This window comes from Actinomyces sp., from assembly GCF_030524025.1.
GTDB lineage: Bacteria > Actinomycetota > Actinomycetes > Actinomycetales > Actinomycetaceae > Actinomyces.
In genome coordinates, this window is record NZ_JAUNHI010000004.1 from 77366 (window position 1) to 103649 (window position 26284).

Sequence of the window (26284 nt, forward strand, 5' to 3'; positions counted from 1 at the left end):
TGAGGCCGGTCGCCCGCGCCGGGACTCAGGCGCCGGCGACCTTGTGGAACACCTGGAAGGCCACGGCGATGGCGAAGGCGTTGTAGAAGAATGAGATGACCGAGTGGATGATCGTGATCTGCCGGGCACGGCGGCTGAGGACCGATACGTCGCTGGCCGCGAAGGAGGTACCGATACTCACCGCGAAGTAGAGGTACTTGAGGCTGGTCTCGTCGGGCTCGCCGGGGAAGGCCAGGCTTGTGCCTGCCGAGCGCTGGTCGATGGCCCGGTAGATGTCGGCGAAGCCGGTGTGGATGAGCATCCAGGACAGAATGACGCTGAAGGCCGCCGCGCCCGCCTCCAGGGCGGCCGTCAGGTCGTGGGTGATGTGACGTCCCAGGTCCAGGGCGGCGATGGCCGAGTCCAGACCGATGAACGCGGCCACGAAGGGAAGGATCCACGCCCAGGCGACCCCGCGTCCCAGAAGGCGGGACCTGTCCTGGCAGGGCATCGGCATGATGAGCTCGACGGCGATGTAGAGGATTGTGAAGATCTGCCAGATCAACAGCGAGGCCCAGCTCGCCCCTACGATGTAGTAGCCGACGGACATCCCCAGCGCCATGCCGAGGGCGACCTCAAGGCCGGAGCGTAAACCACGGCGGTCCGGCCATCTCATTCGTCGTGGGTGGCGCGTCATGGATCCCATCCCCCATCGTCGTACGTGGTGGGATGAGCATACTGAGGAGGGCGGAACCAGAGCGGGGCGGTGGAGCACTGGTGCGGGAACGGCCCAGGAGACCGACACTGCCCGCCCTACGGCGGGCACCAGTGGTGGGGGTCAAGTGGTGGAGCCAACGGGACTCGAACCCGTAACCCCCTGCTTGCAAAGCAGGTGCGCTACCAATTGCGCCATGGCCCCTCAAGGGTTGGTCTGCCCGGCGGAGCAGGAGTCCGCGGACCGGATCAGTCGACCGGGTCGGTGACCTCGGCCCACGCGGTCCGCTGCGCACGGGCTGCCTCGATCCTCAGCCATGCGGTGTAACCCGTCACGGCCAGAAACGAGAAAGCCGCGGCTGCGACGATCATCCGGCTCCTCATGAACCCTCCTCACGTCCCACCGCGGACCGTGGGCCTAGCTGGACTCGAACCAGCGACCTCATCCTTATCAGGGATGCGCTCTAACCAACTGAGCTATAGGCCCGGGCGACCCGAAGAGGTTAACCCCTGCGATGACGGCGCACCAAATCGGATCAGTCGTCGGCCAGTGTGAGATGAACCCCACCGACGAGCGCCGCAGTCACGTTGTAGAGGAAGGCCCCGATCGTGGCCAGAGCGGTGGTGAGAATGATGTTGACGACGGCGATGACGGTGGCCATCGAGATGGCCCGCGTGAACTTCATGTACTCGAGCAGCGCCGAGTAGGCGTTGGACTCGGAGTCCATGACGGTGCCGACGAGCTCCTGGATGGTGGAGAACACGTGCATGGCGTCGAGCATGAACCACACGAATGCGGCGGCGACGACGAGCATGATCCCCGCCGCGACGCTCAGCAGGAAGGAGACCTTCATCACCGACCACGGGTCGACACGGGTCAGCGACAGGCGCACGCGCCGCGGGCCGGCGATCGTCTTCTTGGGGGCGCTGCCCGCGGCCGCCTCGGCCGCGGGGGTCTCGCCGCCTGCGTGCGGGAAGGACATCGGCTGGCTCATGCCTGGACCTCACTCTCGTCGTCGCCCGACGATACCGCGTCCGGGAGCGACGGCGCAGCGTCAACGGGACCCTCGTGCACCGGGGAGCCCTCGACCGCGGCCTCCGGGGCACCGCCGCCGGCCGGCTCGTCGCCGTCGAGTTCACGTTCGGCGTTGCGCGCCACGGCAATGATCCGGTCGCCCTCGTCGGGCTTGGCGAAGGTGACCCCCTGGGTCGCGCGCCCGGTGCGGGAGACCTCGGCGACCGAGGAGCGCACCACCTTGCCCGAGGCCATGATGCACAGCACCTCGTCGCTCGAGGCGGTCACGAGGGCGCCGACGAGGTCCCCCCGGGCCTCGACGAGGTTGGCGACCTTGACGCCCAGGCCCCCGCGCCCCTTGACCGGGTAGTCGGCCACGTTGGTGCGCTTGGCGTAGCCGCCCTCGGTGACGACGAACAGGTCGGCGTCGTGCCAGCCGGGGTCGACCACGTCCATGGCCAGCAGGCTGTCGCCGTCGCGGAATCGCATGCCCGTCACGCCGCTGGTTGCCCGGCCGGTGGGGCGCAGGGCCTCGTCGGAGGCGGTGAAGCGCAGCGACTGGCCACGGTGCGACACGAGCAGGAGGTCCTGCCCGGCCGACAGCAGGCGGGCGGAGACGAGCTCGTCGGCCAGGCCCTCCTCGTCCTGCCGCAGGTTGATGGCGATGACGCCGCCGGAGCGGTTGGAGTCGTACTCGCCCAGGCGGGTCTTCTTGACCAGGCCCCGCCGCGTGGCCAGAACGAGGTAGTCGGCCTGCGTGTAGTCCTTGAGCTCCATGACCTGGGCGATCTCCTCACCGGGCTGGAAGGCCAGGAGGTTGGCCACGTGCTGGCCCTTGGCGTCGCGGCCGCCCTCGGGCAACTCGTAGGCCTTGGCGCGGTAGACCCGCCCCAGGTTGGTGAAGAACAGGAGCCAGTGGTGGGTGGTCGTGACGAAGAAGTGGTCGACGATGTCGTCCTCGCGCAGGGCGGCGCCCTTGACCCCCTTGCCGCCGCGGTGCTGGGAGCGGTAGGCGTCGGTGCGGGTCCGCTTGGCGTAGCCCGAGCGGGTGATGGTGACGACGACCTCTTCTTCGGGGATGAGGTCCTCCATGCTCATCTCCCCGTCGAAGGGGACGATGCGGGTGCGGCGCTCGTCGCCGAACTTCTCGACGATCTCGGCCAGCTCCTCGGAGACGATGCTGCGCTGGCGCCCCGGTGAGGCGATGATGTCGCGCAGGTCGGCCACCCGCGCCTCGAGCTCCTCGGCCTCCTTCTGGATCTTGAGCCGCTCGAGGGCCGCCAGGCGGCGTAGCTGGAGGGACAGAATCGCCTCGGCCTGGGCCTCGTCGACGCCGAGCAGCCCCATGAGGCCGCTGCGCGCCTCCTCGGTCGTGGGCGAGCGGCGGATGAGGGCGATGACCGCGTCGAGGGCGTCGATGGCCGCCAGGAGCCCGGCCAGGATGTGCAGTCGCTCCTCGGCCTTGCGCAGCCGGAAGCGCGAGCGGCGCACGATGACCTCGATCTGGTGGTCGACCCAGTGCCGCACGAATCCGTCCAGGCTCAGGGTGCGGGGCACGCCGTCGACCAGGGCGAGCATGTTGGCCGGGAAGTTGTCCTGCAGGGGGGTGCGCTTGTACAGGTTGTTGAGGACCACCTTGGCCACGGCGTCGCGCTTGAGCACGATGACCAGGCGCTGGCCGGTGCGCCCGGAGGTCTCGTCACGGATGTCGGCGATGCCCCCCACCTGTCCGTCGCGGACGAGCTGGGCGATCTTGTCGGCCAGGTTGTCGGGGTTGACCTGGTAGGGCAGCTCGGTGACGACAAGGCACTGACGGCCCTGGATCTCCTCGACGTTGACGACCGCGCGCTGGGTGATCGAGCCGCGCCCGGTGCGGTAGGCCTCCTCGATCCCGCGCCGGCCCAGGATCGTCGCGCCGGTGGGGAAGTCGGGGCCCGGGATGCGCTCGATGAGCGCCTCGAGGAGCTCCTCGCGGCTGGCCTGGGGGTGGTCGAGGAACCACTGGACGCCGGCCGCCACCTCGCGCAGGTTGTGCGGGGGGATGCGGGTGGCCATGCCCACGGCGATGCCCTCGGAGCCGTTGACCAGGAGGTTGGGGAAGCGCGCCGGCAGGATGGTCGGCTCCTGGTTCTTCCCGTCGTAGTTGTCCTGGAAGTCGACCGCGTCCTCGTCGATGTCGCGGACCATCTCCATGGCCAGCGGTGCCATCTTGCACTCGGTGTACCGGGGGGCGGCCGGGCCCAGGTTGCCCGGGGTCCCGAAGTTGCCCTGCCCGGCCACGAGCGGGTAGCGCAGGGACCACCACTGGACGAGCCGGGCGAGGGCGTCGTAAATCGCGTCGTTGCCGTGGGGGTGGTAGTTGCCCATGACGTCGCCGACGATGCGCGAGGACTTGGAGAAGGAGGCCGTGGGCCGGTAGCCCCCGTCGTACATGGCGTACAGGACCCGGCGGTGGACCGGCTTGAGGCCGTCGCGCACGTCGGGCAGGGCGCGCCCGACGATGACGCTCATCGCGTAGTCGAGGTAGGAGCGCTGCATCTCCATCTGGAGATCGACGGGCTGGACGCGGTCGGTGGTGACCACCTCCGTCGCGCCCTGGTCGCCGATCATGTGCTCAACGTCGTCACTCACGGGTGTCCTTCGTCTGCAGAGGTCTGGGAGGTCTTGTCTGGTCGGTGCCGCTCAGATGTCCAGGAAGCGGACGTCGGCGGCGTTGCGCTGGATGAAGGAGCGGCGCTGCTCGACGTCGTCACCCATGAGGATGGCGAAGGTCTCGTCGGCCTCCGCGGCCTCGTCGAGGGTCACCTTCTTGAGGATGCGCGTCGAGGGGTCCATCGTCGTCTCCCACAGCTCGTGGTCGTTCATCTCGCCCAGGCCCTTGTAGCGCTGGATCCCTCCGTCCTTGGGCAGGCGGCGACCCGCCTCGGCCCCGGCGGCGAGCAGCTTGTCGCGCTCGGCGTCGGAGTAGGCGAACTCGTGCTCGGCATTGGACCACTTGAGGCGGTACAGCGGGGGCATGGCGATATAGGTGTGTCCCTGCTCGATGAGGGGCCGCATGTAGCGGAACAGGAGGGTGAGCAGCAGGGTGGCGATGTGCTGGCCGTCGACGTCGGCGTCGGCCATGATGACGATCTTGCCGTAGCGCAGCTTGGAGATGTCGAAGTCCTCGCCGACGCCGGTGCCGAAGGCGGTGATGAGGGAGCGGATCGTGTCCGAGGACAGGGCCCGGTCGAGGCGCGCCTTCTCGACGTTGAGGATCTTGCCGCGGATCGGCATGATCGCCTGGTGCTCGGGGTCGCGGCCGCCGACGGCCGAGCCGCCGGCCGAGTCGCCCTCGACGATGAAGATCTCACAGTCGGCGGCGTTGCGGCTCGAGCAGTCGCGCAGCTTGCCGGGCATCGAGGCCGACTCCAGCACGCCCTTGCGGCGGGTGGCCTCGCGGGCCTTGCGGGCCGCCAGCCGGGCCGCCGCGGCTTGGCCGGCCTTGAGGACGACCGCCTTGGCGTCGGCGGGGTGGGAGTCGAGCCAGTCGCCGAGCTGGGAGTAGACGGTCTGCTGGACGAAGGTGCGCGCCTCGGTGTTGCCCAGCTTGGTCTTGGTCTGCCCCTCGAACTGCGGCTCGGAGAGCTTGACGGAGATGACGGCGGTCAGCCCCTCGCGGATGTCGTCGCCGGTGAGGTTGTCGTCCTTGTCCTTGATGAGGCCCTTCTCGCGGCCGTACTTGTTGACCAGGGTCGTCAGCGCGGTGCGGAATCCCTCCTCGTGGGTGCCGCCCTCGGTCGTGTTGATCGTGTTGGCGTAGGTGTGCACCGACTCGGAGTATGCGCTCGTCCACTGCATGGCGATCTCCAGGCTGATCGAGCGGTTCTCGTCGAGTGACTGCTCGGCCTCGAAGTCGATGATCTCGGGGTGGACGAGCTCGACCTTCTTGGAGCGGTTGAGGAAGGCGACATAGTCGCGCAGCCCGTGGTCGTAGCGGTAGGACACGAAGCGGTGGCCCTTGACCGGGTCGTCGGCCGGACCGGCCTCGTCCCCGGTGATCTCGTCGCCGGCCTCGTTGACACCCTCGCGCTCGTCGACCAGGGTGATGCGCAGGCCCTTGTTGAGGAAGGCCATCTGCTGGAAACGACGGCGCAGGGTCTCGTAGTCGAAGACCACGGTCTCGAAGATGGAGGGGTCGGGGTAGAAGGTCTGGGTCGTACCGGTCTCCTGGGTGGCTTCGCCCTGGACCAGGGGCGTCAGGGGCTTGCCGCCGTCGCCGAAGCTCATGCGCCACACGTGCCCCTGGCGGCGGATCTCGGTGTCGACCCGGGTCGACAGGGCGTTGACCACTGAGATACCCACGCCGTGCAGGCCGCCGGACACGGCGTAGCCGCCGCCACCGAACTTGCCGCCGGCGTGGAGGATGGTCATGACCACCTCGACGGTCGGCTTGTGCTCGGTGGGGTGCTCGTCGACCGGGATCCCGCGGCCGTTGTCAGTGACTGTCAGGCCGCCGTCGGCGCGGATGACGACCTCGATGTGGTCGCAGTAGCCGGCCAGCGCCTCGTCCACGGCGTTGTCGACGACCTCGTAGACGAGGTGGTGCAGGCCGCGCTCGCCGGTGGAGCCGATGTACATCCCCGGGCGCTTGCGCACCGCCTCGAGCCCCTCCAGGACGGTGATGTCAGAGGCGCCGTAGCCCGCCTCGCCCGAGTCCTCAAGGGCCCCGGTGGTGGTCACGGGCAGGTCCTGTCCAGACACGTGTTCGTTGCTCCTCGTCATGTGCACCGTCGGTGCACCATCTATGCGCTCCCATACGCGGTGCGTGTGCGGTTCGCGTACCGCGGTCGACAGGGCCCGCGGGCCCCGTCCTGTGCCCCACGGCCGACGCAGACCCATCACGAACGTGTCACGCCCATGACAGGCCATGAACCCCGGGCGTGTAGGTGGGGTACCTGAACGCGGCCCTGGGCGCACCATGGGCGTTCTCCGTGGCGATTCTACCGTGAACGACCCGGTCAACCACCTCAGGACGCCCGAGTTGGGGAGTGTGCAGCGTCACCCGGGCGCGGACAGGCCCTGCCCGCGCCCGGGGCCGGCTGGGCCCGAGGGGCCCCTACCCGTAGGTGTCGCGGGGCCCGCGCCCCCCTCGGGCGCCGCCGAAGCGGCCGTGGCGCCAGGTCGGGCCGGCGGGGCCGAGCACCCGGATCTCCAGGGCGCCCCCCTCGGGTCCGAGCGCCGCGGCGACCTGGGCCTCGATGGTGGGCAGGAGCAGGCGCAGCTGCTGGGCCCAGGCCGAGGAGGAGGCGCGTAGGGTCAGGCGCCCGGGCTCGAAGGACTCGATGACCGCGTGCTCGGCGATCCGCTCTCCGACGATCTCGCTCCAGCGCACCGACACCGAGGCGACCTCCAGCCGGGAGGCCCAGCCGTGGGTGCGTGCGTAGCGGCGCAAGTCGGCCCCGCCGGTGCGCGGGTCGAAGCGGGTGGGCCCTGGACGGTCCCGTCCGGGGGGCAGGCCCGGGCCCCGGTCGGTGCCGTCCTCGAGGGGCTCGCCGGGTGCCGGGTGCCGACGGCGCTCGTCCCAGGCGGCCACCCCGTCCTCGCCCGGCCCCCGGCGGGGCAGGGCCCGCCGCCCGGTGCCGGCCTCCCAGGCCCGACCCCGCTCCCGGGCCACCGAGCGGCGGGCCAGCTCATCACCGGGCCCCACACCCTCGGGCCCGGTCGGGCGGGTCGGGTCAGGCACGGGTCGCCTCCCCCTGGGAGACGGTGAAGCGCGTCCCGCGCAGCTGGGCGGGGACGTCCTCGTCCACGGCAGCCGACACGAGGACCTGACCGGCCTGCCCGACGAGCTCGGCCAGGGCCTCGCGCCGGCCGGCGTCCAGGGAGGCGAAGACGTCGTCGAGGATGAGCACCGGCTCGCCGTCGCCGCCGTAGGCATCCACGTCGTGGCGCAGCATCTCGTAGGAGGCCAGTCGCAGGGCCAGGGCCAGCGACCACTGCTCGCCGTGCGAGGCGAAGCCCCGCGCCGGCAGGTCTCCCAGGAACAGGCTCATGTCGTCGCGGTGGGCGCCCACGAGGTTGGCTCCCCGCTCGATCTCCCGGCGACGCAGGGCGGCCATGGCCGCCTCGAGACGCGCCGCGGTCGCAGCGGTGTCACCCAGCTCGGCCTGCGCAGCGGGCGGCGGCCGGTCGCCGGGCGCCGGCTCGGGCGCCCCCTCGTGGAGGAGCAGGCTCGAGCGGTAGACCGCCGTGGCCGCGGACTGTCCGCGGCTGACCCGCTCGTAGGACGAGGCGATCCAGGGGCGCAGCCGGTCCAGGACGTCAACCCGTGCGGCGATGAGGCGGGCGGCGGCCGCCGCGAGCTGGGCGTCCCAGACCTCGAGGGTCGACATCATCGACTCCGGCGGCGTCGAGCCGCGCGAGGCGGCCCGGGCGGCCTTGAGCAGGCTGGCCCGCTGGGCGAGGATCTTGTCGTGCTCGGCCCGCACCCCGGCGAGCGCCGGCTTGAGGACGACGACAAGGTCGTCGAGAAAGCGACGGCGCAGGCCCGGCTCCTCACGCACCAGGGCCAGGTCCTCGGGGGCGAAGACGACCGTGCGCAGGACCCCCAGGATCTCGCGGGGGCGCACCTGTCCGCGGTTGAGCCGGGCACGGTTGGCCTTGCCCGCAATGATCTCGACCTCGACGACGCTGGGCCGCTGCCCGTGGACGACCCTGGCCCGCACGACGGCGCCCGAGGGCTGGGGCGTGCCGGGGGCGGCGCGCCGTACGAGGGCGGTGTCTGCCCCCACGCGGTGGCTGGCCAGCGTCGACAGGTAGCCGATGGCCTCGAGCAGGTTGGTCTTGCCCTGCCCGTTGGCGCCGACGAAGGCGTTGGGGCCGGGCTCCAGCGACACGACGAGGTGGTGGTAGGAGCGGAAGTCGTCGAGCGCGAGGTCAGAGACGTGCACCGCTCACCTCCGTCGTGCCCGGTGCCCCCGGGCCTCGTCGGCGCCCGAGCCCGGTGGCCCGGGTCAGGTGATCACGCACCGAAGCGGATCGGCATGATGAGGTAGCGGAAGCTCGTGTCCTCCTCGCCCCCGATGGCGCTCATGCCCGTCAGGACCGCGGGCTTGGAGGGGTGGGTGAAGTCGAGGCGCACGTAGGGGCGGTTGATCGCCCCCAGCCCGTCGAGGAGGTAGCCGGGGTTGAAGGCCGTTGAGATCTCCTCACCCTCGAGGTGGGCGACGAGCTGCTCGGAGGCCTGAGCGTCGTCGCCTGCACCCGCGTCCAGGGCGAGGTTGGACTCGGTGAAGGCCATGTGGATCGGGGTGGCGCGGTCGGCGACGAGACTGACACGCCGCACGGCGGCCATCAGCTCCTCGCGGCCGACGGTGGCGTGGATGGTCGTCGTCTCCGGGAACAGCCGCAGGACCGGCGGGTAGTCGCCGTCGGTGAGCAGGCTCGTGGTGCGCCGGCCGCCGGCCTCGAAGCCGATGAGGCTGGAGGAGGCCGAGCCCGACTCGGTCAGTGCCACGGTCACCTCCCCGGCGGTGGTCAGCGACTTGGCGACGTCGGACAGGGTGCGGGCCTTGAGCAGGGCCCGTGTCGACAGCGAGGTGTCCTGGGGCGACCAGGTCATCTCGCGCACCGCCAGCCGATAGCGGTCGGTGGCCATGAGGGTGAGCGACTCACCGTCGACCTCGATCTGGACACTGGTGAGCAGGGGGAGGGTCTCGTCTCGGGAGGCGGCGATGGAGACCTGCGAGACCGCCTGGGCCAGGTCGTGGGCGTCGACCGTCCCGGCCACACCGGGCATGACCGGCAGCGCCGGGTAGTCCTCGGCCGCCATGGCGGCCAGCGAGAAGCGCGAGGAGCCGCAGGACACGGTCATCTTCGAGCCCTCGACCTCGAGGTCGACGGGCTTGGAGGGCAGGGCCTTGGCGATCTCGGCCAGGAGACGGCCCGAGACGAGGACGAGCCCCTCCTCCTCGATGTCGGCGGCCACCTCGCAGCGGGCTGATACCTCGTAGTCGAAGGAGGCCAGCACGAGGCTGGCGCCCTTGGACTCCAGGCGCACACCGGCCAGGACCGGTACGGGCGGCCGCGCGGGTACGGACCGGGCCGTCCAGGTCACGGCCTCGGCCAGGACGTCGCGATCGACCCTCAGCTTCATGTGCTTCTCCTCGTGTGATCGGGCCAGGGGGCTCGACGCAGTGCTCGTCACTGCTGGTCACTGCTTGTTGTGATGGTCATTGTGGCGGTGTGTCGCACCCCCGCCTGGTCGCGGACAGGGTGATCCACGAGGAGTGTAAATGATGGATTCCTCAGTGGCCCAGAAGCCCAGGCTCACCGCGACCTGCCCACCCGACGCCCCCGCCGGCCCCGGGCGCCCGGGGCCGGCGGCGCCTCGTGCGGTTGAACGATGACACGCGCGAAGAACAGGGAGTGTAGGTGTTGTAGGAGGTGTGGATCCTGTGGATAACCCGGGTCCTGGCCGGAACCGGGCCCGTGGAGGATGTGGAGTCACAGACGTGTGGTTCGGTGGACCACGGTGCCCCGCGGTGGATAAGCACCGGACGGGGGTCCCCTCGTCCCCAGGGGAGGGGCACTGGTCCACATCCTCGCGCCCGTTGTCCTCCCGGGATCCTCAGCGCGGTCCACAGGGCCGCCGGAGCACCCCCGGGGGCTTGTCAGCGCTGGGGGGACTGGGCGGCCTGCTTGATCCGGGCGGTCAGCTCGGCCACGTGGTTGTAGGTCTCGCGCCGCTCGGCCATCTGGGTACGGATCTTCTTGTCGGCGCTCATGACGGTCGTATGGTCGCGTCCGCCGAACTCCTTGCCGATCTTGGGCAGGGACATGTCGGTCAGTTCGCGGCACAGGTACATGGCGATGTGGCGGGAGGACACGATCGTGCGTGAGCGGTTGGCCGAGCACAGGTCCTCAATGGTGATCCCGAAGAAGTCCGCCGTTTGGGCCATGATGAGCGCCGAGGTGATCTCCTCCCCGCCGGTCTCCGAGATGATGTCCTTGAGGACCATCTCGGCCAGGGTCTGGTCGATGGGCTGCTTGTTGAGGGAGGCGAAGGCCGTCACCCGGATGAGTGCCCCTTCGAGCTCGCGGATGTTCGTCGTGACGCGGCCGGCGATGTATTCCAGGACGTCCATGGGCAGGTCGAGGCCGTCGGCGTCGGCCTTGCGCGACAGGATCGCCGTGCGGGTCTCGAGGTCCGGGGGCTGGACGTCGACGAGCAGGCCCCACTCGAAGCGCGAGCGCAGCCTTTCCTCGAAGCCGCCCAGTGCCTTGGGCGGCTGGTCGGAGGTGAGGACCACCTGTTTGTTGGCGGTGTGCAGGGCGTTGAAGGTGTGGAAGAACTCCTCGAGGGTCTGCTCCTTGCCCCCCAGGAACTGGATGTCGTCGACCAGGAGGATATCGACCTCTCGGTAGCGGCGCTTGAAGGTGTCCATGCGTCCCTCGGCCACCGAGGCGATGAAGTCCGAGACGAACTCCTCGGAGCTGACGTACTTGACCTTGATGCCCGGGTAGAGGCTGCGGGCGTAGTGGCCGATGGCGTGGAGCAGGTGGGTCTTGCCCAGGCCGGAGCCGCCGTAGATGAACAGGGGGTTGTAGGCCTTGGCGGGGGCCTCGGCCACGGCCAGGGAGGAGGCGTGCGGCAGCCGGTTGGAGGGCCCCGACACGTAGGTGTCGAAGGTGTAGCGCGGGTTGAGCCGCGAGCCGTCCTCGTCCGGGTCGGCCGGGGCGGCGGCCATCGGGCCGGGGGTGGCCACGTAGCTGGGGGCCAGCGAGTGGAAGCTGGGGACGACGGCGGGCACGGCGGCCGGTCCGAAGCCGTGCTCGTGGAAGCCCGCGGCGCTGGGGACAGAGGGGGCGGTCGGGGTGCGGTCCTCGACCGTGGGGGCGGCGGGTGGGAGGACCGCGGTGGGGAAGGTAGGGCCCGGGGTCGCCGGAGAGGCCTCCAAGGAGGTGTCGACGGTGACCTCGAAGGGGACCTCTCGGCCCCAGACCTGGCTGAGCGCCGAGGCGATGGGGCCCCGGGCGTTGTCGACGATGCCCTTGGCGAAGGCCGAGCCGGCCACGAGGACGAGCGTGCCCTCGACGTCGAGGACGCGCATCATGCGCAGCATCATGACGTTGCCCTGGCCGAGCTCGCCGGAGGTTGCCAGGACCCCCAGGGCGGCTTGCCATCGTGTCGTTGCGTCGTCAGCCACAAGATGCTCCTGATTCACGGAAGAAAACGGGCGCGAGGCGTCGCCGTCGACGCCCTCGCTCCCGAGCGGTGCCGAACCGTCGAGCCCGCGCGTGCCCATCATGGTGTTCTTCCACAAGGTTGTCCACACCTGGGGAGACCCGCCCTCCGGCCCCTGGTGGCCCGTCATGTCAAGGCTTGCGCGGGGTTCGGGGCGATGTTCGCGCCGGACGGACGCACAGGGTGACGGACCTCCTACACACAGGATGTGTACGCGGCTGCGGTGCCCGGAGCGGGCCTGCCGGATGCCTGCCGACGGCGTGTCGGGGTTCTCACCGCGGAGCGGCCCACGACGTTTGACCGTGCCGAATCGCGAAACGTATTGTGGTGCGGACGTTCGCGTGGAGTCACGTCCCGGTCCATGGGGCAGCCGGCGCGAGCGACCGTGCCGCGACCCCGTGACGCACGGTTCCGATCATCCGACCAGGAGTACACCCGTGAGCAAGCGGACCTTTCAGCCGAACAACCGCCGTCGCGCCAAGGTGCACGGCTTCCGCAAGCGCATGAGCACCCGCGCAGGCCGCGCCGTCCTCGCCTCGCGCCGCCGCAAGGGCCGCGCGCGTCTCGCCGCCTGAGGTGCTCCCGGCGTCGCACCGGATGCTGCGGTCTGAGGACTTCTCCGCCGCGGTCAGGCTCGGTGCGCGCAGCGGCAGCCGTCGGCTGGTCGTCCACTACAGCGCCGGCGAGGCCGGGGATGTCTCCCCGGCCCTCGTCGGCGTCGTCGTGCCGAAGAAGCAGGTGCCCCGGGCGACCCGGCGTAACCGCATCAAACGCCGGGTCCGCGCCCTCATGAGTGCGCGGGTCGCCCGGCTCGGTCCGGGCTCGAGGGTGGTCGTGCGGGGTCTGGCGGGCGCCGATGGCGCCACGAGCGCCGAGCTCGGCACCGACCTGGACCGCCTCCTGGGGCGCAGCATCGAGTTGGCCGGGCAGGGACGACGGCGGTGAGGATGCGGTGACACGGGTGGACTCGATGAGCCCTCGGGGCGAGGGCCCCGCAAGGACCAGCGGCGCCGTGCGCGCACTGCTGGCGCCGCTGCGCCTCTACCAGCGTAACATCTCGCCCGCCTTCGGACGCCGCTGCCGCTACTACCCGACCTGCTCTGACTACGCCGGCCAGGCCCTGACCGTGCACGGGGTGCTCAAGGGCGGCCTGCTGGCCACCTGGCGGCTCCTGCGCTGCAACCCGCTGACGCCAGGCGGCGTCGACCACGTGCCCGACCCGGGCAGGTGGCGTTATCACCATCCCCACGACGTTCCCCGTTTCGAGATCGACGCCCTCGGGCGTTGAGGTGACGGGACCCGGCCGGAACCTCCGGCCGGCGGGGCCCGCCGCCCCGCCTGACAGCAAGGAGTGCAATGGACACCATCGTGTGGCCGCTCAAGGTGGCCGTCGCCTGGGTGATGGTCTACATCCACAAGTTCCTCGTCCTCATCGGCTTCCCGGGCGGCCCGGGCGTGGCCTGGGTCCTGTCGATCGTCGGCCTGACGATCTTCATACGGATCCTCATCTTCCCCCTGTTCGTCAAGCAGATCAGGGCCTCGCGCGGCATGCAGCTCATGCAGCCCGAGCTCCAGGCACTCCAGGCGAAGTACAAGGGCAAGAAGGACCCCGCCTCCCAGCAGCGCCAGCAGGAGGAGATGATGGCGCTGTACCGCAAGCACGGGACGAACCCCTTCTCCTCGTGCTTCCCGATCCTGTTGCAGATGCCGATATTCTTCGCGCTGTTCCGGGTGCTGGCATCCCTGGAGGCGGTGGCCACGGGGAGCTACGCGAACCACGACTCGATCGGCCCGCTCACCGCCGAGCTGGCCGAGGACGTCCAGAACTCGACGGTCTTCGGGGCCAACCTGTCGGCCTCCTTCATGAACAGCGACTCGCTGCAGGTCAAGGTCGTCACCGTCGTCCTCATCGTGCTCATGTCCGTGTCCCAGTGGTACACGATGGCCCAGCTGAGCATGAAGAACATGCCGGAGTCGGTCAAGAACTCCGACAACCCGATGATCCGCAGCCAGCGGATCATGATTACGGTCATGCCGATCTTCTTCGCCTTCACCGGTGTGCAGTTCCAGATCGGTGTGCTCGTCTACTGGCTGACGACCAACCTGTGGACGATGGGCCAGCAGTTCTTCACAATCCGCAACATGCCGGCCCCGGGGTCGGACGCCGAGAAGAAGTACCGCGCCCGGGTCAATGCCAAGCGCGCACGCAAGGGTCTTCCCTCTCTCGAGGAGGAGGAGAGGGCCACCAAGGAGACTGAGGGCGGGTCCTCCGGGGGCCAGCGGAACCAGCCGGTGCGCAAGGACCGGCAGAAGAAGGTGGCCGGTGCTCCTTCGTCCGAGGAGTCCGCGGACACGACGGCGCGCTCGGGTGAGAGCGCCGCTCCCGGCGGGCTGACGCCCGAGGAGATCGCCCGTCGGCGCTATGAGCGTCGGGCGCGCGAGCGGAAGCAGGCTGCTGCCAAGCGCAAGGCCCAGAACCGCACGAAGCAGAACCGCAAGAAGTAAGTTAGCAGGAATCATCCCACTGTAGATAGGGGGCACTTATGAGTGAGAATGCTGCGCTGTCGACGACGGTCAAGCGCCTCGAGGAGGAGGGCGAGATCGGCGCCGACTACCTCGAGGAGCTGCTCGACATCGCCGACCTCGGAGGGGACATCGACATCGACATCGACCACGGCCGGGCCTCGGTGGCGATCGTGGCATCGGAGGAGGGAGATGAGCGCGAGCTCGCCGACCTGGTCGGCCGGGGCGGCGAGGTGCTCGAGGCCGTCCAGGAGTTGACCCGCCTGGCGGTCCAGGCCCGCACGGGTAACCGCTCGCGGCTCATGCTCGACATCAACGGATACCGTGCGGCTCGGCGGGCCGAGCTGACCTCGATCGCCCAGGAGGCAGTCGACCGGGTCAGGGACACCGGCGAGACCGTGGCTCTCGACCCGATGAACCCCTTCGAGCGCAAGGTGTGCCACGATGTCGTCGCGGCGGCCGGCCTCGTCTCGGAGTCCGAGGGTGCCGAGCCGCACCGCTACGTCGTCGTCATGCCCGCCTCCGATGAGGAGCCCGGGGCGGACGAGGACCAGGACTGACCCGTGGAGGATCTGCTGGCCCTGGCCGACCCGGCACCGGAGGAGCCCGACGAGGAGGTCCGGGCGCTGTTCGGCCTGGCCTTCGGCGCCGCCGAGCACTTCGCCGAGATGCTCGTCGCCGAGGGCGAGCTGCGGGGGCTCCTCGGCCCGCGCGAGCTGCCCAGGCTGTGGAGCCGGCACCTGGTCAACTCTGCGGCGGTCGTGCCCTTCCTGCCGGCACGTGGCACGGTGGCCGACGTCGGTTCGGGTGCGGGCCTGCCCGGGGTCGTGGTCGCGCTGCTGCGCCCCGACCTCGACGTCACGCTCGTCGAGCCGATGGAGCGACGCGTCGAGTGGCTCGACCACGTTGTTGCCGAGCTCGACCTGGACAACGTGATCGTGCGACGCGCCCGTGCGGAGGAGGTCAAGGACCGCTACGACGCCGTCACGGCGCGGGCGGTGGCCAACCTGTCCAAGCTCGTCCGGCTCACCGCGCCCCTGCTGCGCCAGGGCGGGAGCCTGCTCGCCCTCAAGGGCGCCAGGGCGGAGGCGGAGGTCGAGGAGGCGAAGTACGTCATCAAGAAGGCGAAGCTCGAGCCGGCTGTCGTCCATGAGGTCCTCACCGTGGGCGAGGAGTTGACGAAGGTGGTCGAGGTTCGCCGTCCCAAGCGCGGTTGAGGGCGGTTGGCGGCCCCTCGGCTCGGTCTCGGATCGGCCGGGATCGTGCGCGACGCGCCCGAGGTCACGGGGCACTCCGCCTGGAGGTCCCTGGCCTCGCGTACACTGAAGCATCCGGACGGCACGTGCCGTCGGGACGTCGTTGTCCGAGGAGAAGCAGTTGACGGGATCGTCCATCTTCGATCAGCTCCGGGCTGACCGATCGGCACTGGAGGGACTCGCCGAAGGCGGTTTTCCACGCCCAGACCACACGCGCATCATCGCGGTGGCCAATCAGAAAGGTGGCGTCGGCAAGACCTCGACCGCCGTCAACGTCGCCGCCGCCCTGGCGGACTCGGGGCTGCAGGTCCTCGTCATCGACGCGGACTCGCAGGGCAACGCCTCGACGGCGCTCGGCGTCCCCCATGATGAGGAGCACGCGTCGATTTACGACGTGCTCGTCGAGGGCGCGTCCATCGACGAGGTGGTCGTCCAGACACGTTTCGCCCAGTCCTTGTGGTGCGTGCCCTCGACCATCGATGTCGCGGCCGTGGAGGTCGAGTTGATCGGCTCCAGTGAGCGGGAGTCTCGACTGCGGATCGCCCTGGGCGAGTACATCGCCTCCCGGGAGCGTCAGGGCATGGAGCGGCTGGACTATGTGCTCATCGACTGCCCGCCGTCCCTGGGCATCATGACGATCAATGCCTTCGTCGCCGCCGGTGAGGTGCTCATCCCCATGCAGGCCGAGTACTACGCGCTGGAGGGGCTTGCCCTCCTGTCGAAGTCCGTGGAGCGGATCGCCGCGATTCACAACCCGGGTCTGGCGGTCTCGATGATCGCACTGACGATGTTCGACAAGCGCACGACCCTGGCCCGCGAGGTCGAGGAGGAGGTGCGCGCCTACTTCCCGAGCGCGACGCTGGACACGAAGATCCCGCGTTCCGTGCGCGTGGCGGAGGCGCCATCCTTCGGGGCACCGGTCGTCTTCTGGGACCCGCGCTCGACGGGGGCGGTGGCGTACGCCATGCTCGCACAGGAGATCGCGCTGCGCGGGGTCAGCGACGGGCAGTCCGTCCAGGGCGACGACGTCAACGAGGAGGAGTGAGCATGGCTCAGAAGAAGCGGGGCCTGGGACGAGGGCTCCAGGCGCTCATCCCGGACGCGCAGGTCGAGGCTCCGGTGCGCCGCCCCTCGGACGTGTTCTTCCCGGAGGGCGCTCGTGAGGAGGAGACTGAGGCCGAGGAGACGTCCGCGCCGGCGCGGCGGCGCTCTGATGACGTGGCGGCCACGCTGCTGGCGCCCTCGAAGCGAACGAGGCGGCCCACGCGCAGCGGGACGAGGAAGAAGCCGGAGGCGGCACCCGCCGCGGAGGCGGCAGACTCGGGCGATGGCCAGGACGATGTTTCACGTGAAACACCGGCGCCGTCGGCGGGAGGCGCGGCGTCCGGGTCGGCGCGGCGGCGCACGCCGGCTCGCCGCGAGGCAGGCAGAGGCCAGGAGGAGCGCCGCGAGACCGCCCCGAATTCCCGTCCGGTCGACGAGCCGGTCGAGGAGTCCGTCGAGGATCGGGCTGAGGTGCCGGTGGAGCAGAGCGAGCCGGAGGCGGCCGCGGTGGCCACGGGTTCCACGGAGGCCGCTGAGGAAGCCGCTTCGGCTGCTCAGGACCCGGAGGAGGAGCCCGCTGACGAGACGGTCGAACTCGTGCCGGTTCCCGGTGCGACTTTCGCCGAGTTGCCCGTTGATCTCATCACGCCCAACCCGCAGCAGCCCCGGCAGGTCTTCGACGAGGAGGACATCACCGAGCTGGCGGCCTCGATCCGTGAGGTGGGTCTTCTTCAGCCGATCGTCGTGCGGCGGGCGGATCTCGACGATGACGGCGGCGGCGAACCCCACTACGAGCTCATCATGGGTGAGCGTCGGCTCCGTGCCGCCAAAGAGGCGGGCATGGAGACAATTCCGGCCGTCGTGCGATCGACGGCGGATGAGGACCTGCTTCGCGACGCCCTTCTCGAGAACCTGCACCGCGTCCAGCTCAATCCCCTCGAGGAGGCGGCGGCGTACCAGCAGCTCCTCGAGGACTTCAACTGCACGCATGCCGAGTTGTCCCAGAAGATAGCCCGCTCACGTTCGCAGATCTCCAACACGCTGCGTCTCATGAAGCTGCCTCCCCTGGTGCAGCGACGGTTGGCCGCCGGTGTGCTCTCGGCGGGCCATGCCCGCTCTCTGCTCGGTCTGCCCGACGCTGCGGCAATGGAGAGGCTGGCGCAGCGGATCGTCGCGGAGGGGCTGTCGGTGCGTGCGACGGAGGAGCTCGTCGCGCTTCACGACGAGCCGGCACCGGCGCGTGGAGCCGCCGTGCTGCGTGCGCGCAGCACCCCTCTGCCGGCGCTGTCGACGAGGCTGTCCGACGCTTTTGACACCCGCGTCAAAGTGACGCGGGGTGCGAAGAAGGGCAGGATCACGATCGAGTTCGCAGGCGAGGACGATCTGGCCCGTCTCATTGAGGCCCTCGCGCCGGGGACGTCGCTCGACGAGGACTAGACGACTATCAAGGGCGGGGCCCGCGTCAACGCGGGCCCCGCCCTTGTTTCACGTGAAACATCTGGCGGACGCTCAAGCGATGTAGTCCGCGAGGATCGTCCGTGCCGGGCAACGCATAAGCGACTTGGCTGGTGGGGAGGACGATCGCCGACGCCGAAACACTTGTCGCCTCCATACCAGGCACTCTCCCCGTGGGCGGACGACAAGTTCGGCGCGCGGCCCGTCGTGTGCGACGGCGATGCTCGGGCTCGATAGCTGTTGTCCTCGCGGCACACGCTCACGTAGCCCTGATGCCACACGCTCGTCGGCGGGCGACATGATGGTCGTCGACAACCGCTATCGGAATAGCAAGGTCGCCGGGTGCGTCCAGCGCTCCCGACCGGCCGCCAGGCGCTACCCCGAGTGCCGCAGGGTGGGTGAGCCCATGCCTGGGAGAGCGTTTCATCCGGCTCCGCTCAAGCCTGAACCGCAGGGCGGGCTGTAGGAGCCGCGTCCTCAGTAGACGGATGTCGCCTGATGAGAGACCCGGTCAGTTCGTTGTTCGGACTGTCGTTGTGTGGTCGTCCGTTGACCGCAGGGTGAAGGGCGCGCGCATGATCCGGCTGGTCACCGGGGTAACGTCGTCTCGCGGGCGGCGATGCCCGGTAAGCACGACCGCCCCTGATCGGCGGGTGGAGGCGTGTTTCACGTGAAACACCCACGCGGAAAACCGTCTCCCGGTGCGCCGGTAGTCGTGTAGCGCGGTGTCCGTGGTTGCATCGAATCCGGGCGCGGTCGCCTTGGACTCCTTGAAGCGAACCTCTGACGGTTCTCTCGATCGGAGTCCTCACGTTATAGCCTCTTCTGCTCTGGACCCTCCCGGCTTGCGAGGTGGTGCTTGGCGAGTCCTCTCCCGATCTCGTGCGCAGCGTGCGGTACGAGGCGATCAACACCTTGTCGTCGGTGGACGGAGACGCGGTCGGCAGTGCCGAGTGCGGTCGGTCGGGCTCGGACCGGTTCCCACGCAAAGGTGGTCGCCACCGCGCCCTATACGCGATTATGTTCAAGTCTGTCGCCGCTGACGCCCGGCGCGTACTGACCAGCTTCACCCGTCAGTCGCCCGAAGGACCGTTACACGACTCAACGGGGGTTGACCTTGACCAGCCTCGCTGGCACGTTCAGTAGATAGTTGCGCCGCAGCGCATGCGCGGCGGGGAGGGGCGTGTTTCACGTGAAACACACACCCGGACCGTACCGCCGGTGAGCCGGGAACTGCGCTGATCCTGTGGTGCCGTACGGTCTGCGTCCCCCTCCTCCGGTAGAGACCATGAACGGGTGGCGACGACGGGCGCAACCACCAGTGATGCGGATCCCTGGGATCATCAGGGAGGGCTGTGTTTCACGTGAAACACACACCCGGGACACCGTCTGCTCGCTGTGCCGGTAGTTGGTATGGCGGTCGGCACCGCGCCCAGGACATGACTGTCTTGACGTCTGTTGCTGCCGACGCCCCTACTGCCCGCAAGGCAGGCATTGTGATCAGCGCAGTCGCTACAGTTGCCGACCGAGACGGACACGCAAAGACCTCGGTATACGGGTTGGGACAGGCCACGGGGACGGTGCGGAACAGCTTCCTCGCTGATCTCCTCGTCCGCGGCCGGGCCGGGGTGAGGAGAGCGATCTCCCGCACCCATACCGAGCTCGTGGATGCGATCGCCGCGCACCTGCGCTGTGAGGTCGGACAACTCAACCGAGCGACCGAACGAGGACATCCGCCGCATCGATGCCGTGGGTAGGTTCCCGACTCGCGACGCGACAGTCCGTCTCGTCGGTGCGGTCCTGGCAGGACAGGCCGACGAAGAGGCACGATAACGCAAACATCTCAGCCTCGACGTTCTGAGCCGATGCCACCTTCGCTCCGTCCTCGCTAACGACAACAGAACCACGGTCTATCCCTGCCTGCCCTGGCCTCTTGACCCCAGATCAGCCGACTGACCGTTACACACGCAGAGAGAGTCAACCTTGACCGGACTCGTTAGCCGGTTCGGTTGGCAGCAGCACGCCCGTATCCGCGCGACGGGGAGAAGCGTGTTTCACGTGAAACACCGTCCCTGAAACCGCATTGCTGGTGAGCAGAGAACTGCGCTGATCCTGTGGTGCCGTACGGTCTGCGTCCCCCTCCTTCAGTCGGGACGAAGAACGCGGGCGACGACGGGTGCGGCCGTCACCAACGCCGGTGAAGCAGCCGACGGATCAGGAACGGGCTCGCCTGCGGAAGAACGTGCTGGACGATATAGGGTCGGTGATGAAGCCCGCAGCCATCGCGGCGTACCTGGAGAACAGCCGGGAAGGAGGCCTCGAAGGACTCGACCGGCTGCCCGTTTTGCAGGACACGTCCCGCCACCGTGCACGCCTCCCCGTTCCAGGGCACTCCTACCTCGGAAAGGGGGCGTCGTCGAAGCAGTTTCGAATCCGGCCGTCAGCGGCCGCGCAGGTGTTTGAGGACAGCCCAGGCCATCACCGGGACCTGCGGAGGGAGCTCGCCACACGCGCCGCCGGCGCAGCGAGTGTTCCGCTCGACCGCAGCCTGCACTGTCGAGAAGACCGTGCTTCACGTGAAACATACGGGATCGAGGACATGGCGCCGCCCCGCCTCCACCGCGGCCGCCTCCGTCTGCGGGGACTCATGTTTCACGTGCAACACGGGCTCCCCTCCGGTCGAAGGGGAGCCCGTGTCGCTTCAAGAATCACGGAGTGACGAATGGCGAATGGACGAGTGCGTCGTACAGGGCCGGCAGGTCACCGTCTGCCTCTGCGGCGAGCGGTAGGAGCGAAGTCTCCGTCATCCCGGGAACGACGTTGACGTCGATGAACCACGGTGTTCCCTGGTCGTCAAGGATGAGATCGGTCCGGGAGATATTGCCCAGACCGAGGGTGGTGTGGACTGTCAGGGCGGTGTCCTGGACCCGCGCCAAAGCCCCCTGCGGCAGCCGCGCCGGCACAAAGTACTCCGAGCGGCCGGGGTTGTAGCGGGCGTCGAAGTCGTACTGGCCCTCCGTGACAACCTCGACCGGCGGCAGCGCCCGGGGACCCTCTCCCGTGTCGACCACCGAGATGGCGAGCTCGGTCCCGCTGACGTACTTCTCAATGAGAGCGCGCTCGTCATAGGAGAAGCAGGCCACCATAGCGCGGCGGAGCTCGTCGGCGTCGGTCACGTAGGACACGCCGAGCCCCGAGCCGCCCTGGTTGGGCTTGACGATGACCGGCAGGTCGAGGTGGGAGGCGACGACGCCGAGGACATCCTGCGCTCCGAGCTGGCTGAAGTAGGCCTTGGGCAGCGTGACCGAGTCGGGTGTGAGCACGCCCCCGGTGCGCACGGTGGCCTTGGCGGTCGGCTTGAACGACGCACGCTGACAACCATCGGAGTGGGTGCCGACGTAGGGCAGCCCAAGGGCGATGAGGACGTTCTGCAGGCCACCATCCTCACCGTCACCACCGTGGACAAGAGGCCACACGACATCCGGTCCGAATGCGCGCAGTGAGGCGATGGTGCGGGCGTCCACGTCGAGGACGATGACGGTGTGACCCAGGTGCTTGAGGACACCGGCCACCCGGTTCCCCGACCGGAGGGAGACATCGCGCTCATGGCTGAGGCCTCCGGCAAGGATGGCGATGCGGAGCGGGTCGCTCGTCTCGTGGAGCGGAGCAGAGGTCGTCATGTCATGTCCTCAGATCTGGTCGGGTGCCGGCGCAACAACGCCGTCTGACGGCAAGGAACGGGTCGGGCCGAAGAGGGACACGAGCTCCAGGTCCTGGTTGACGACCTCGGACAGGCGCCGCACGCCCTCTCTGATCTCGACGGGTTCCGGGTAGCAGAAGGACAGGCGCATGTGATCCTGCCCGGAGACTCCTCCGGGGAAGAACGCCGTACCGGACACGTACGCAACGAGGTTGGTCACCGCGCGCGGGAGCATGTCCTTGGCGTCCAGACCCTGGGGAAGCCTCACCCACACGTAGAAACCGCCGTCGGGGACGTTCCACGTGCACATGGGCATGAACTCCTCGAGCGCGGCGATCATGGCGTCCCGGCGACCACGGTACATGCCGCGGAACTCCTCGATCTGCTGCCTCCAGTCGAAGTGGTCGAGGTACATCGAGATCGAGTACTGGCCGACCGAGCTCGGGCACAGGATCGCCGCCTCGGAGGCGAGCTTCATCTTCTCGCGTACAGCCGCCGGGGCAACCGCCCACCCTACGCGGTACCCGGGAGCGAAGATCTTGGAGAAGGAGCCGAGGTAGACGACGTCCTCGGGGGCCAGCGTCTTCAGCGCCGTGTATGTCTGCCCGTCGAAGCCGAGGAGTCCGTAGGGGTTGTCCTCGACGATGAGAATATGATGCCTCCGGCAGATCTCGATGATCTGAGGACGCCTCTCCTCCGAGAGGGTGACCCCGGCCGGATTGTGGAAGTTCGGCAGGCAGTAGAAGAACTTGATGGGACGCCCGGCCTTCTCCAGCCGGATGATCCTGTCCTCCAAGGCCTCGGGGATGACGCCTTCGGCATCGATGGGGACCTGCTGGACATCGGCCTGGTAGGTCGCGAAGATCGACAACGAGCCGACATAGGTCGGCGCCTCGGCGAGAATGACGTCGCCGGGGTCGATGAAGAGCTCGGTGACAATATCGACCGCCTGCTGCGACCCGGTAGTGATGATGACGTCCTCGGGATCGGCCGAGATCCCTTCCAGCGCCATGATCTCGGGGATCTGCTCGCGCAGCCGGGGAAGCCCCTGCCCGTTGCCGTACTGAAGGGCGCGGCCCCCGTCCTTGCGGATCATCTGCGCCGTGGCGTCGGCCAGGCGGTCAAGGGGAAGATCCTTGAGGTTGGGCATCCCCCCCGCCAGCGAGACGACCTCCGGACGGGCGGCGACGGCGAATAGTGAGCGTGTCTCGGAGGCCCGCAGGCCATGAGCTCGAGCGGCGTAGCTGTCCAGCCACGGGTCGAGCCGATTGCCTTTCACCTGATGAGTCTCGCTCACGTCCTGCTCCTTCCTCGGCGCGTCCGGGGCGTCGATGAGCCATAGTCTCTCACGGGAGGCCGATATCGATATCCCGGCCGAGACCAGAACCACGCGGCCACCACAGTGGAGCGCCTCCGAGGCCGCCCTGTTTCACGTGAAACATCTGCGCCACGGCCGGCGGGCCCGGTGGGGCCCCTCAGGCAGGCCGGGCCCCGCGGGCGACGATCTCGCGCAGCGCGTCGAGATCGTTGGGGATCTCCGTGACGTGTTGCTCGCGGGCGAGAAGCTCGGTGATGACCGGTGGGACCGGCGGTGCGCTCCCCAGAGCCTCGGTGACGGTCTCGGGGAACTTGTCGGCGGCAGCGGTCTCCAGAACCAGTGTCGGAAAACCGGGCTCCATGAGTCGCAGCGCGACAGTGACGCCGTCGGCGGTGTGCGGGTCGATGAGGACACCGCTGCGTTCTTGGACAAGGCGGATCGACGCCAGCCGGTCCTCGTGGGTCGAGGTGCCCGAGACGAAGCCGAACTCCTCGCGCAGACGATCGAGCTGATCAGACAGGTCGAGCAGACCCGCGCGCTCGAGCTCGGGCCACCGGCGGGCGAAGTCCTGCGGGCCGAGGAGCTCGGCGATGAAGCGCTCCAGGTTCGATGCCTTGGAGATGTCCATGGACGGGCTCGATGTCGCCAGCGTCTCCCCCCGGGAGCGGGGCCGATAGACCCCGGTGGAGAAGAACTCGTCGAGCACGTTGTTCTCATTGGTGGCCAGGATGAGCCGACGGATGGGGACACCCATCCTCCGAGCAAGATGACCGGCGTAGATGTTGCCGAAGTTGCCTGAGGGTACGACGACGTCGATCGCTACTCCGTGACGCTGTTCCGGCGCCGTTGCGTCTGAGGCACGCAGCCAGGCCCAGACGTAGTAGACGATCTGGGCGGCGATCCGGCCGATGTTGATCGAGTTGACGGCACCCAGGGAATGCTCGGCCTTGAAGGCGGCATCGCTGTTGAGCGCCTTGACCAGGTTCTGGCAGTCGTCGAAGACTCCGTCGACCGCGATGTTGTGGATATTGGGGTCGCTCAGCGAATACATCTGGGCACGCTGCACATCGCTCATCCGGCCCTGCGGGGAAAGCATGAAGACGGCAACGCCGTCCTGACCGCGGAAGGCGTGCTCGGCGGCCGACCCCGTGTCCCCGCTCGTGGCCCCCACGATGGTGAGCACGCGGCCCGTGCGCTCCAAGACATAGGGAATTGCCTGGCCGAGGAACTGCATGGCGAGGTCCTTGAAGGCCATGGTCGGCCCATGTGACAGGCCGACGAGCGCCAGGCCGGCGGCCACCTCCTCCACCTCCCGCAGCGGCACGACCGGCGCGGGGAACCTCGCGAGGCCGTAAGCGGCCGAGGTCATCGCGGCCAGGTCCGCACGGGGCAGGTCCGAGGCGTAGAGGCCGATCACTTCGGTCGCCAGCTCGGGGTAGCTCAGCCGGCGCCAGGACTCCAGGGTGTCCGGCGTGAGCGCCGGGACCGCCGCGGGCACCGCCAGCCCGCCGTCTGGCGCCAGGCCGGAGATGAGGACCTCGGTGAAGCCCGCGGGGTCCATCCCGCCGCGTGTCGAGATGTAGTGCATGTGTCCGCTTTCGCTCGCTGAGGGCGCAGTCGAAACTATGCTACCAGCGCCCACTATATGGGACAGAGGCGACCGCGATGCGGCACGGTAGTGGCCTGGGTCACTGCCTGCGTGTCAGGCGAGCACCCGCTCGACCTCGGCCTTAAAGGCGGCCTTGGGGCGTGAGCCGGAGAACTGGTGGAACACCTCGCCCTCGCGCACCACCGCGAAGGTCGGGATCGAGCGCACACCGAAGGAGCGGGCGGTCGCCGGGTTGGCGTCGACGTCGATGGACACGAACTTGACCGCGTCACCGAGCTCCTTGGCGACCTCCTCGACCACCGGCGCCATCTGGCGGCAGGGGCCGCACCACTCGGCCCAGAAGTCGACGACGACGGGGACCTCGGAGGCCAGGACCTCCGACTCGAAGGTGGAGTCAGTGACCTCGGTGCTGTGGGACATGGTTCTTCTCCTCAGGTGGGGCGCTCAGGAGCGCAGGGTCTCGAGATAGTGCTCAGCGTCCAGGGCGGCGCGGCAGCCGGAGCCGGCCGCCGTGATCGCCTGCTGGTACAGGGGGTCGGCCACGTCGCCGCAGGCGAAGACACCGGGGATGCCGGTGCGCTGGGAGGGCGAGTCGACGACGATGTAGCCGGCCTCGTCCAGCGTGAGGACCTCGGCGACGAGCTCGGTGCGGGGGGTCTGGCCGATGGCCACGAACAGGCCGGCGGCTGGCAGCTCCCTGCGCTCACCGGTCACTGTGTCCTCCAGGACCACCGACTCCAGGACGTCCTGGCCGTTGAGGCCGACGACCACGGAGTTCCACGCGAAGTCGATCTTCGGGTGCTCCAGGGCGCGCTTGGCCATGACGGCGCTGGCGCGCAGCTCGTCGCGGCGGTGGACCACCGTGACCGAGGAGCCGAAACGGGTGAGGAACAGGGCCTCCTCCATCGCCGAGTCGCCCCCGCCAACCACGACGATCGGCTTGTCCTTGAAGAAGAAGCCGTCGCAGGTGGCGCAGTAGGACACCCCGTGACCGGACAGCCGCGCCTCATCGGGCAGCCCGAGGGTCCGGTACTCCGAACCGGTGGAGATGATGACGGTGCGCGCCTCGTAGACGGCCTCCTCGGTGCTCACCCGCTTGACCTCCCCCTCGAGCTCGAGGGAGACGACATCCTCGTAGCGGATGTCGGTGCCGAAGCGCTCGGCCTGCTCCTGCATGTGGGTCATCAGCTCGGGCCCGAGGATCCCGTCGGTGAAACCGGGGTAGTTCTCGACCTCCGTCGTGTTCATGAGGGCGCCGCCTGCGGTCACCGAGCCCGCGAGCAGCACCGGCTCGAGCTGGGCGCGGGCCGCGTAGATGGCGGCCGTGTAACCGGCGGGGCCGGAACCGACGATGACGACGTCGTGGATCATGACACTCCTGGGTCTGTCGTGTGCGGGGCGCACCCGGAGGGTGGCACCGGTGGTGGAACCCGCAACCGGCGG

Annotated in this window: 22 protein-coding genes, 2 tRNA genes and 1 pseudogene; 9 read left to right on the top strand and 16 right to left on the bottom strand. The window is 69.0% G+C overall.

Features of this window, described 5'->3' with window-relative positions:
- Positions 1 to 25 precede the first annotated feature (25 nt).
- The 11 genes from Q4C85_RS03300 to dnaA all read right to left on the bottom strand — a co-directional run bounded on the left by Q4C85_RS03300 (position 26) and on the right by dnaA (position 11898).
- On the bottom strand, positions 26 to 655 hold the full coding sequence (locus tag Q4C85_RS03300) for a DUF1345 domain-containing protein (protein WP_303139516.1): 630 nt from the start codon (positions 653 to 655) through the stop codon (positions 26 to 28).
- 167 nt (positions 656 to 822) lie between these two features.
- A tRNA-Ala gene (locus tag Q4C85_RS03305) sits at positions 823 to 898 on the bottom strand.
- Between the two features lie 44 nt (positions 899 to 942).
- The gene (locus tag Q4C85_RS03310; RefSeq protein WP_303139518.1) at positions 943 to 1065 is read right to left on the bottom strand and encodes a hypothetical protein; all 123 of its coding nucleotides are present in this window, start codon (positions 1063 to 1065) and stop codon (positions 943 to 945) included.
- Between the two features lie 41 nt (positions 1066 to 1106).
- Positions 1107 to 1180: transfer RNA gene (locus Q4C85_RS03315), tRNA-Ile, on the bottom strand.
- Positions 1181 to 1229: 49 nt separating this feature from the next.
- Entirely contained in the window at positions 1230 to 1688 is a 459-nt protein-coding gene (locus Q4C85_RS03320; RefSeq protein WP_303139520.1) for a DUF3566 domain-containing protein, read from the bottom strand.
- Positions 1685 to 4339, bottom strand: a complete 2655-nt coding sequence (gene gyrA, locus Q4C85_RS03325) for a DNA gyrase subunit A (protein WP_303139522.1) — start codon at positions 4337 to 4339, stop codon at positions 1685 to 1687. Before gyrA ends, Q4C85_RS03320 begins: the two co-directional genes overlap by 4 nt.
- 51 nt (positions 4340 to 4390) lie before the next feature.
- A complete protein-coding gene (gyrB, locus tag Q4C85_RS03330) occupies positions 4391 to 6430 on the bottom strand; it encodes a DNA topoisomerase (ATP-hydrolyzing) subunit B (protein ID WP_303139525.1) in 2040 nt (679 codons plus the stop codon).
- A 376-nt stretch (positions 6431 to 6806) separates the two neighbouring features.
- Positions 6807 to 7433 (bottom strand): DUF721 domain-containing protein, encoded by a 627-nt coding sequence (locus Q4C85_RS03335; RefSeq protein WP_303139527.1) that lies wholly within the window; start codon positions 7431 to 7433, stop codon positions 6807 to 6809.
- Entirely contained in the window at positions 7426 to 8640 is a 1215-nt protein-coding gene (gene recF / locus Q4C85_RS03340) for a DNA replication/repair protein RecF (RefSeq protein ID WP_303139529.1), read from the bottom strand. The genes Q4C85_RS03335 and recF overlap by 8 nt, the downstream gene beginning before the upstream one ends.
- A gap of 71 nt (positions 8641 to 8711) precedes the next feature.
- A complete protein-coding gene (gene dnaN / locus Q4C85_RS03345) occupies positions 8712 to 9845 on the bottom strand; it encodes a DNA polymerase III subunit beta (RefSeq protein WP_303139531.1) in 1134 nt (377 codons plus the stop codon).
- A 517-nt stretch (positions 9846 to 10362) separates the two neighbouring features.
- On the bottom strand, positions 10363 to 11898 hold the full coding sequence (gene dnaA, locus Q4C85_RS03350; protein ID WP_303139533.1) for a chromosomal replication initiator protein DnaA: 1536 nt from the start codon (positions 11896 to 11898) through the stop codon (positions 10363 to 10365).
- Positions 11899 to 12373: 475 nt separating this feature from the next.
- Here dnaA and rpmH point away from each other — a divergent pair, with 475 nt between their 5' ends.
- From rpmH to Q4C85_RS03395, 9 genes and pseudogenes are all read left to right on the top strand, one after another.
- A complete protein-coding gene (rpmH, locus tag Q4C85_RS03355) occupies positions 12374 to 12511 on the top strand; it encodes a 50S ribosomal protein L34 (protein WP_017177846.1) in 138 nt (45 codons plus the stop codon).
- 1 nt (position 12512) lies between these two features.
- Positions 12513 to 12881 (top strand): ribonuclease P protein component, encoded by a 369-nt coding sequence (rnpA, locus tag Q4C85_RS03360; protein WP_303139538.1) that lies wholly within the window; start codon positions 12513 to 12515, stop codon positions 12879 to 12881.
- Between the two features lie 25 nt (positions 12882 to 12906).
- Positions 12907 to 13224 (top strand): membrane protein insertion efficiency factor YidD, encoded by a 318-nt coding sequence (gene yidD / locus Q4C85_RS03365; RefSeq protein ID WP_303139603.1) that lies wholly within the window; start codon positions 12907 to 12909, stop codon positions 13222 to 13224.
- Positions 13225 to 13292: 68 nt separating this feature from the next.
- Positions 13293 to 14441 carry a membrane protein insertase YidC gene (yidC, locus tag Q4C85_RS03370; RefSeq protein WP_303139541.1) on the top strand — a complete coding sequence of 383 codons (1149 nt, stop codon included), beginning with the start codon at positions 13293 to 13295 and terminating at the stop codon, positions 14439 to 14441.
- A 38-nt stretch (positions 14442 to 14479) separates the two neighbouring features.
- Positions 14480 to 15019 (top strand): R3H domain-containing nucleic acid-binding protein, encoded by a 540-nt coding sequence (locus tag Q4C85_RS03375; RefSeq protein ID WP_303139543.1) that lies wholly within the window; start codon positions 14480 to 14482, stop codon positions 15017 to 15019.
- Between the two features lie 12 nt (positions 15020 to 15031).
- A complete protein-coding gene (gene rsmG, locus Q4C85_RS03380) occupies positions 15032 to 15676 on the top strand; it encodes a 16S rRNA (guanine(527)-N(7))-methyltransferase RsmG (protein WP_303139606.1) in 645 nt (214 codons plus the stop codon).
- A 160-nt stretch (positions 15677 to 15836) separates the two neighbouring features.
- Positions 15837 to 16760, top strand: coding sequence for a ParA family protein (locus Q4C85_RS03385; protein WP_303139545.1), 924 nt, complete (start codon positions 15837 to 15839; stop codon positions 16758 to 16760).
- A gap of 2 nt (positions 16761 to 16762) precedes the next feature.
- Positions 16763 to 18196 carry a ParB/RepB/Spo0J family partition protein gene (locus Q4C85_RS03390; RefSeq protein WP_303139547.1) on the top strand — a complete coding sequence of 478 codons (1434 nt, stop codon included), beginning with the start codon at positions 16763 to 16765 and terminating at the stop codon, positions 18194 to 18196.
- 1710 nt (positions 18197 to 19906) lie between these two features.
- A pseudogene (locus Q4C85_RS03395) lies at positions 19907 to 20044 on the top strand (transposase); the annotation flags it as partial.
- A gap of 878 nt (positions 20045 to 20922) precedes the next feature.
- On the opposite strand, the gene Q4C85_RS03400 reads toward Q4C85_RS03395, so the two are convergent.
- The 5 genes from Q4C85_RS03400 to trxB form a co-directional block, all read right to left on the bottom strand.
- Entirely contained in the window at positions 20923 to 21894 is a 972-nt protein-coding gene (locus Q4C85_RS03400; RefSeq protein ID WP_303139550.1) for a D-alanine--D-alanine ligase, read from the bottom strand.
- A 9-nt stretch (positions 21895 to 21903) separates the two neighbouring features.
- Positions 21904 to 23211 carry a PLP-dependent aminotransferase family protein gene (locus Q4C85_RS03405; protein ID WP_303139551.1) on the bottom strand — a complete coding sequence of 436 codons (1308 nt, stop codon included), beginning with the start codon at positions 23209 to 23211 and terminating at the stop codon, positions 21904 to 21906.
- Positions 23212 to 23389: 178 nt separating this feature from the next.
- On the bottom strand, positions 23390 to 24820 hold the full coding sequence (gene thrC / locus Q4C85_RS03410) for a threonine synthase (protein ID WP_303139552.1): 1431 nt from the start codon (positions 24818 to 24820) through the stop codon (positions 23390 to 23392).
- A 114-nt stretch (positions 24821 to 24934) separates the two neighbouring features.
- Positions 24935 to 25261, bottom strand: a complete 327-nt coding sequence (gene trxA, locus Q4C85_RS03415) for a thioredoxin (RefSeq protein WP_303139555.1) — start codon at positions 25259 to 25261, stop codon at positions 24935 to 24937.
- Between the two features lie 24 nt (positions 25262 to 25285).
- The gene (gene trxB / locus Q4C85_RS03420; protein ID WP_303139556.1) at positions 25286 to 26212 is read right to left on the bottom strand and encodes a thioredoxin-disulfide reductase; all 927 of its coding nucleotides are present in this window, start codon (positions 26210 to 26212) and stop codon (positions 25286 to 25288) included.
- Positions 26213 to 26284: the final 72 nt, after the last annotated feature.

What these genes read in the sequence shown, in the direction of transcription:
- Q4C85_RS03300 (WP_303139516.1), bottom strand. Translation starts at nt 655, where the DNA reads ATGAGATGGCCGGACCGCCGTGGTTTACGCTCCGGCCTTGAGGTCGCC.
- Q4C85_RS03310 (WP_303139518.1), bottom strand. Translation starts at nt 1,065, where the DNA reads ATGATCGTCGCAGCCGCGGCTTTCTCGTTTCTGGCCGTGACGGGTTAC.
- Q4C85_RS03320 (WP_303139520.1), bottom strand. Translation starts at nt 1,688, where the DNA reads ATGAGCCAGCCGATGTCCTTCCCGCACGCAGGCGGCGAGACCCCCGCG.
- dnaN (WP_303139531.1), bottom strand. Translation starts at nt 9,845, where the DNA reads ATGAAGCTGAGGGTCGATCGCGACGTCCTGGCCGAGGCCGTGACCTGG.
- yidD (WP_303139603.1), top strand. Translation starts at nt 12,907, where the DNA reads ATGAGCCCTCGGGGCGAGGGCCCCGCAAGGACCAGCGGCGCCGTGCGC.
- yidC (WP_303139541.1), top strand. Translation starts at nt 13,293, where the DNA reads ATGGACACCATCGTGTGGCCGCTCAAGGTGGCCGTCGCCTGGGTGATG.
- Q4C85_RS03375 (WP_303139543.1), top strand. Translation starts at nt 14,480, where the DNA reads ATGAGTGAGAATGCTGCGCTGTCGACGACGGTCAAGCGCCTCGAGGAG.
- Q4C85_RS03390 (WP_303139547.1), top strand. Translation starts at nt 16,763, where the DNA reads ATGGCTCAGAAGAAGCGGGGCCTGGGACGAGGGCTCCAGGCGCTCATC.
- Q4C85_RS03400 (WP_303139550.1), bottom strand. Translation starts at nt 21,894, where the DNA reads ATGACGACCTCTGCTCCGCTCCACGAGACGAGCGACCCGCTCCGCATC.
- thrC (WP_303139552.1), bottom strand. Translation starts at nt 24,820, where the DNA reads ATGCACTACATCTCGACACGCGGCGGGATGGACCCCGCGGGCTTCACC.
- trxA (WP_303139555.1), bottom strand. Translation starts at nt 25,261, where the DNA reads ATGTCCCACAGCACCGAGGTCACTGACTCCACCTTCGAGTCGGAGGTC.
- trxB (WP_303139556.1), bottom strand. Translation starts at nt 26,212, where the DNA reads ATGATCCACGACGTCGTCATCGTCGGTTCCGGCCCCGCCGGTTACACG.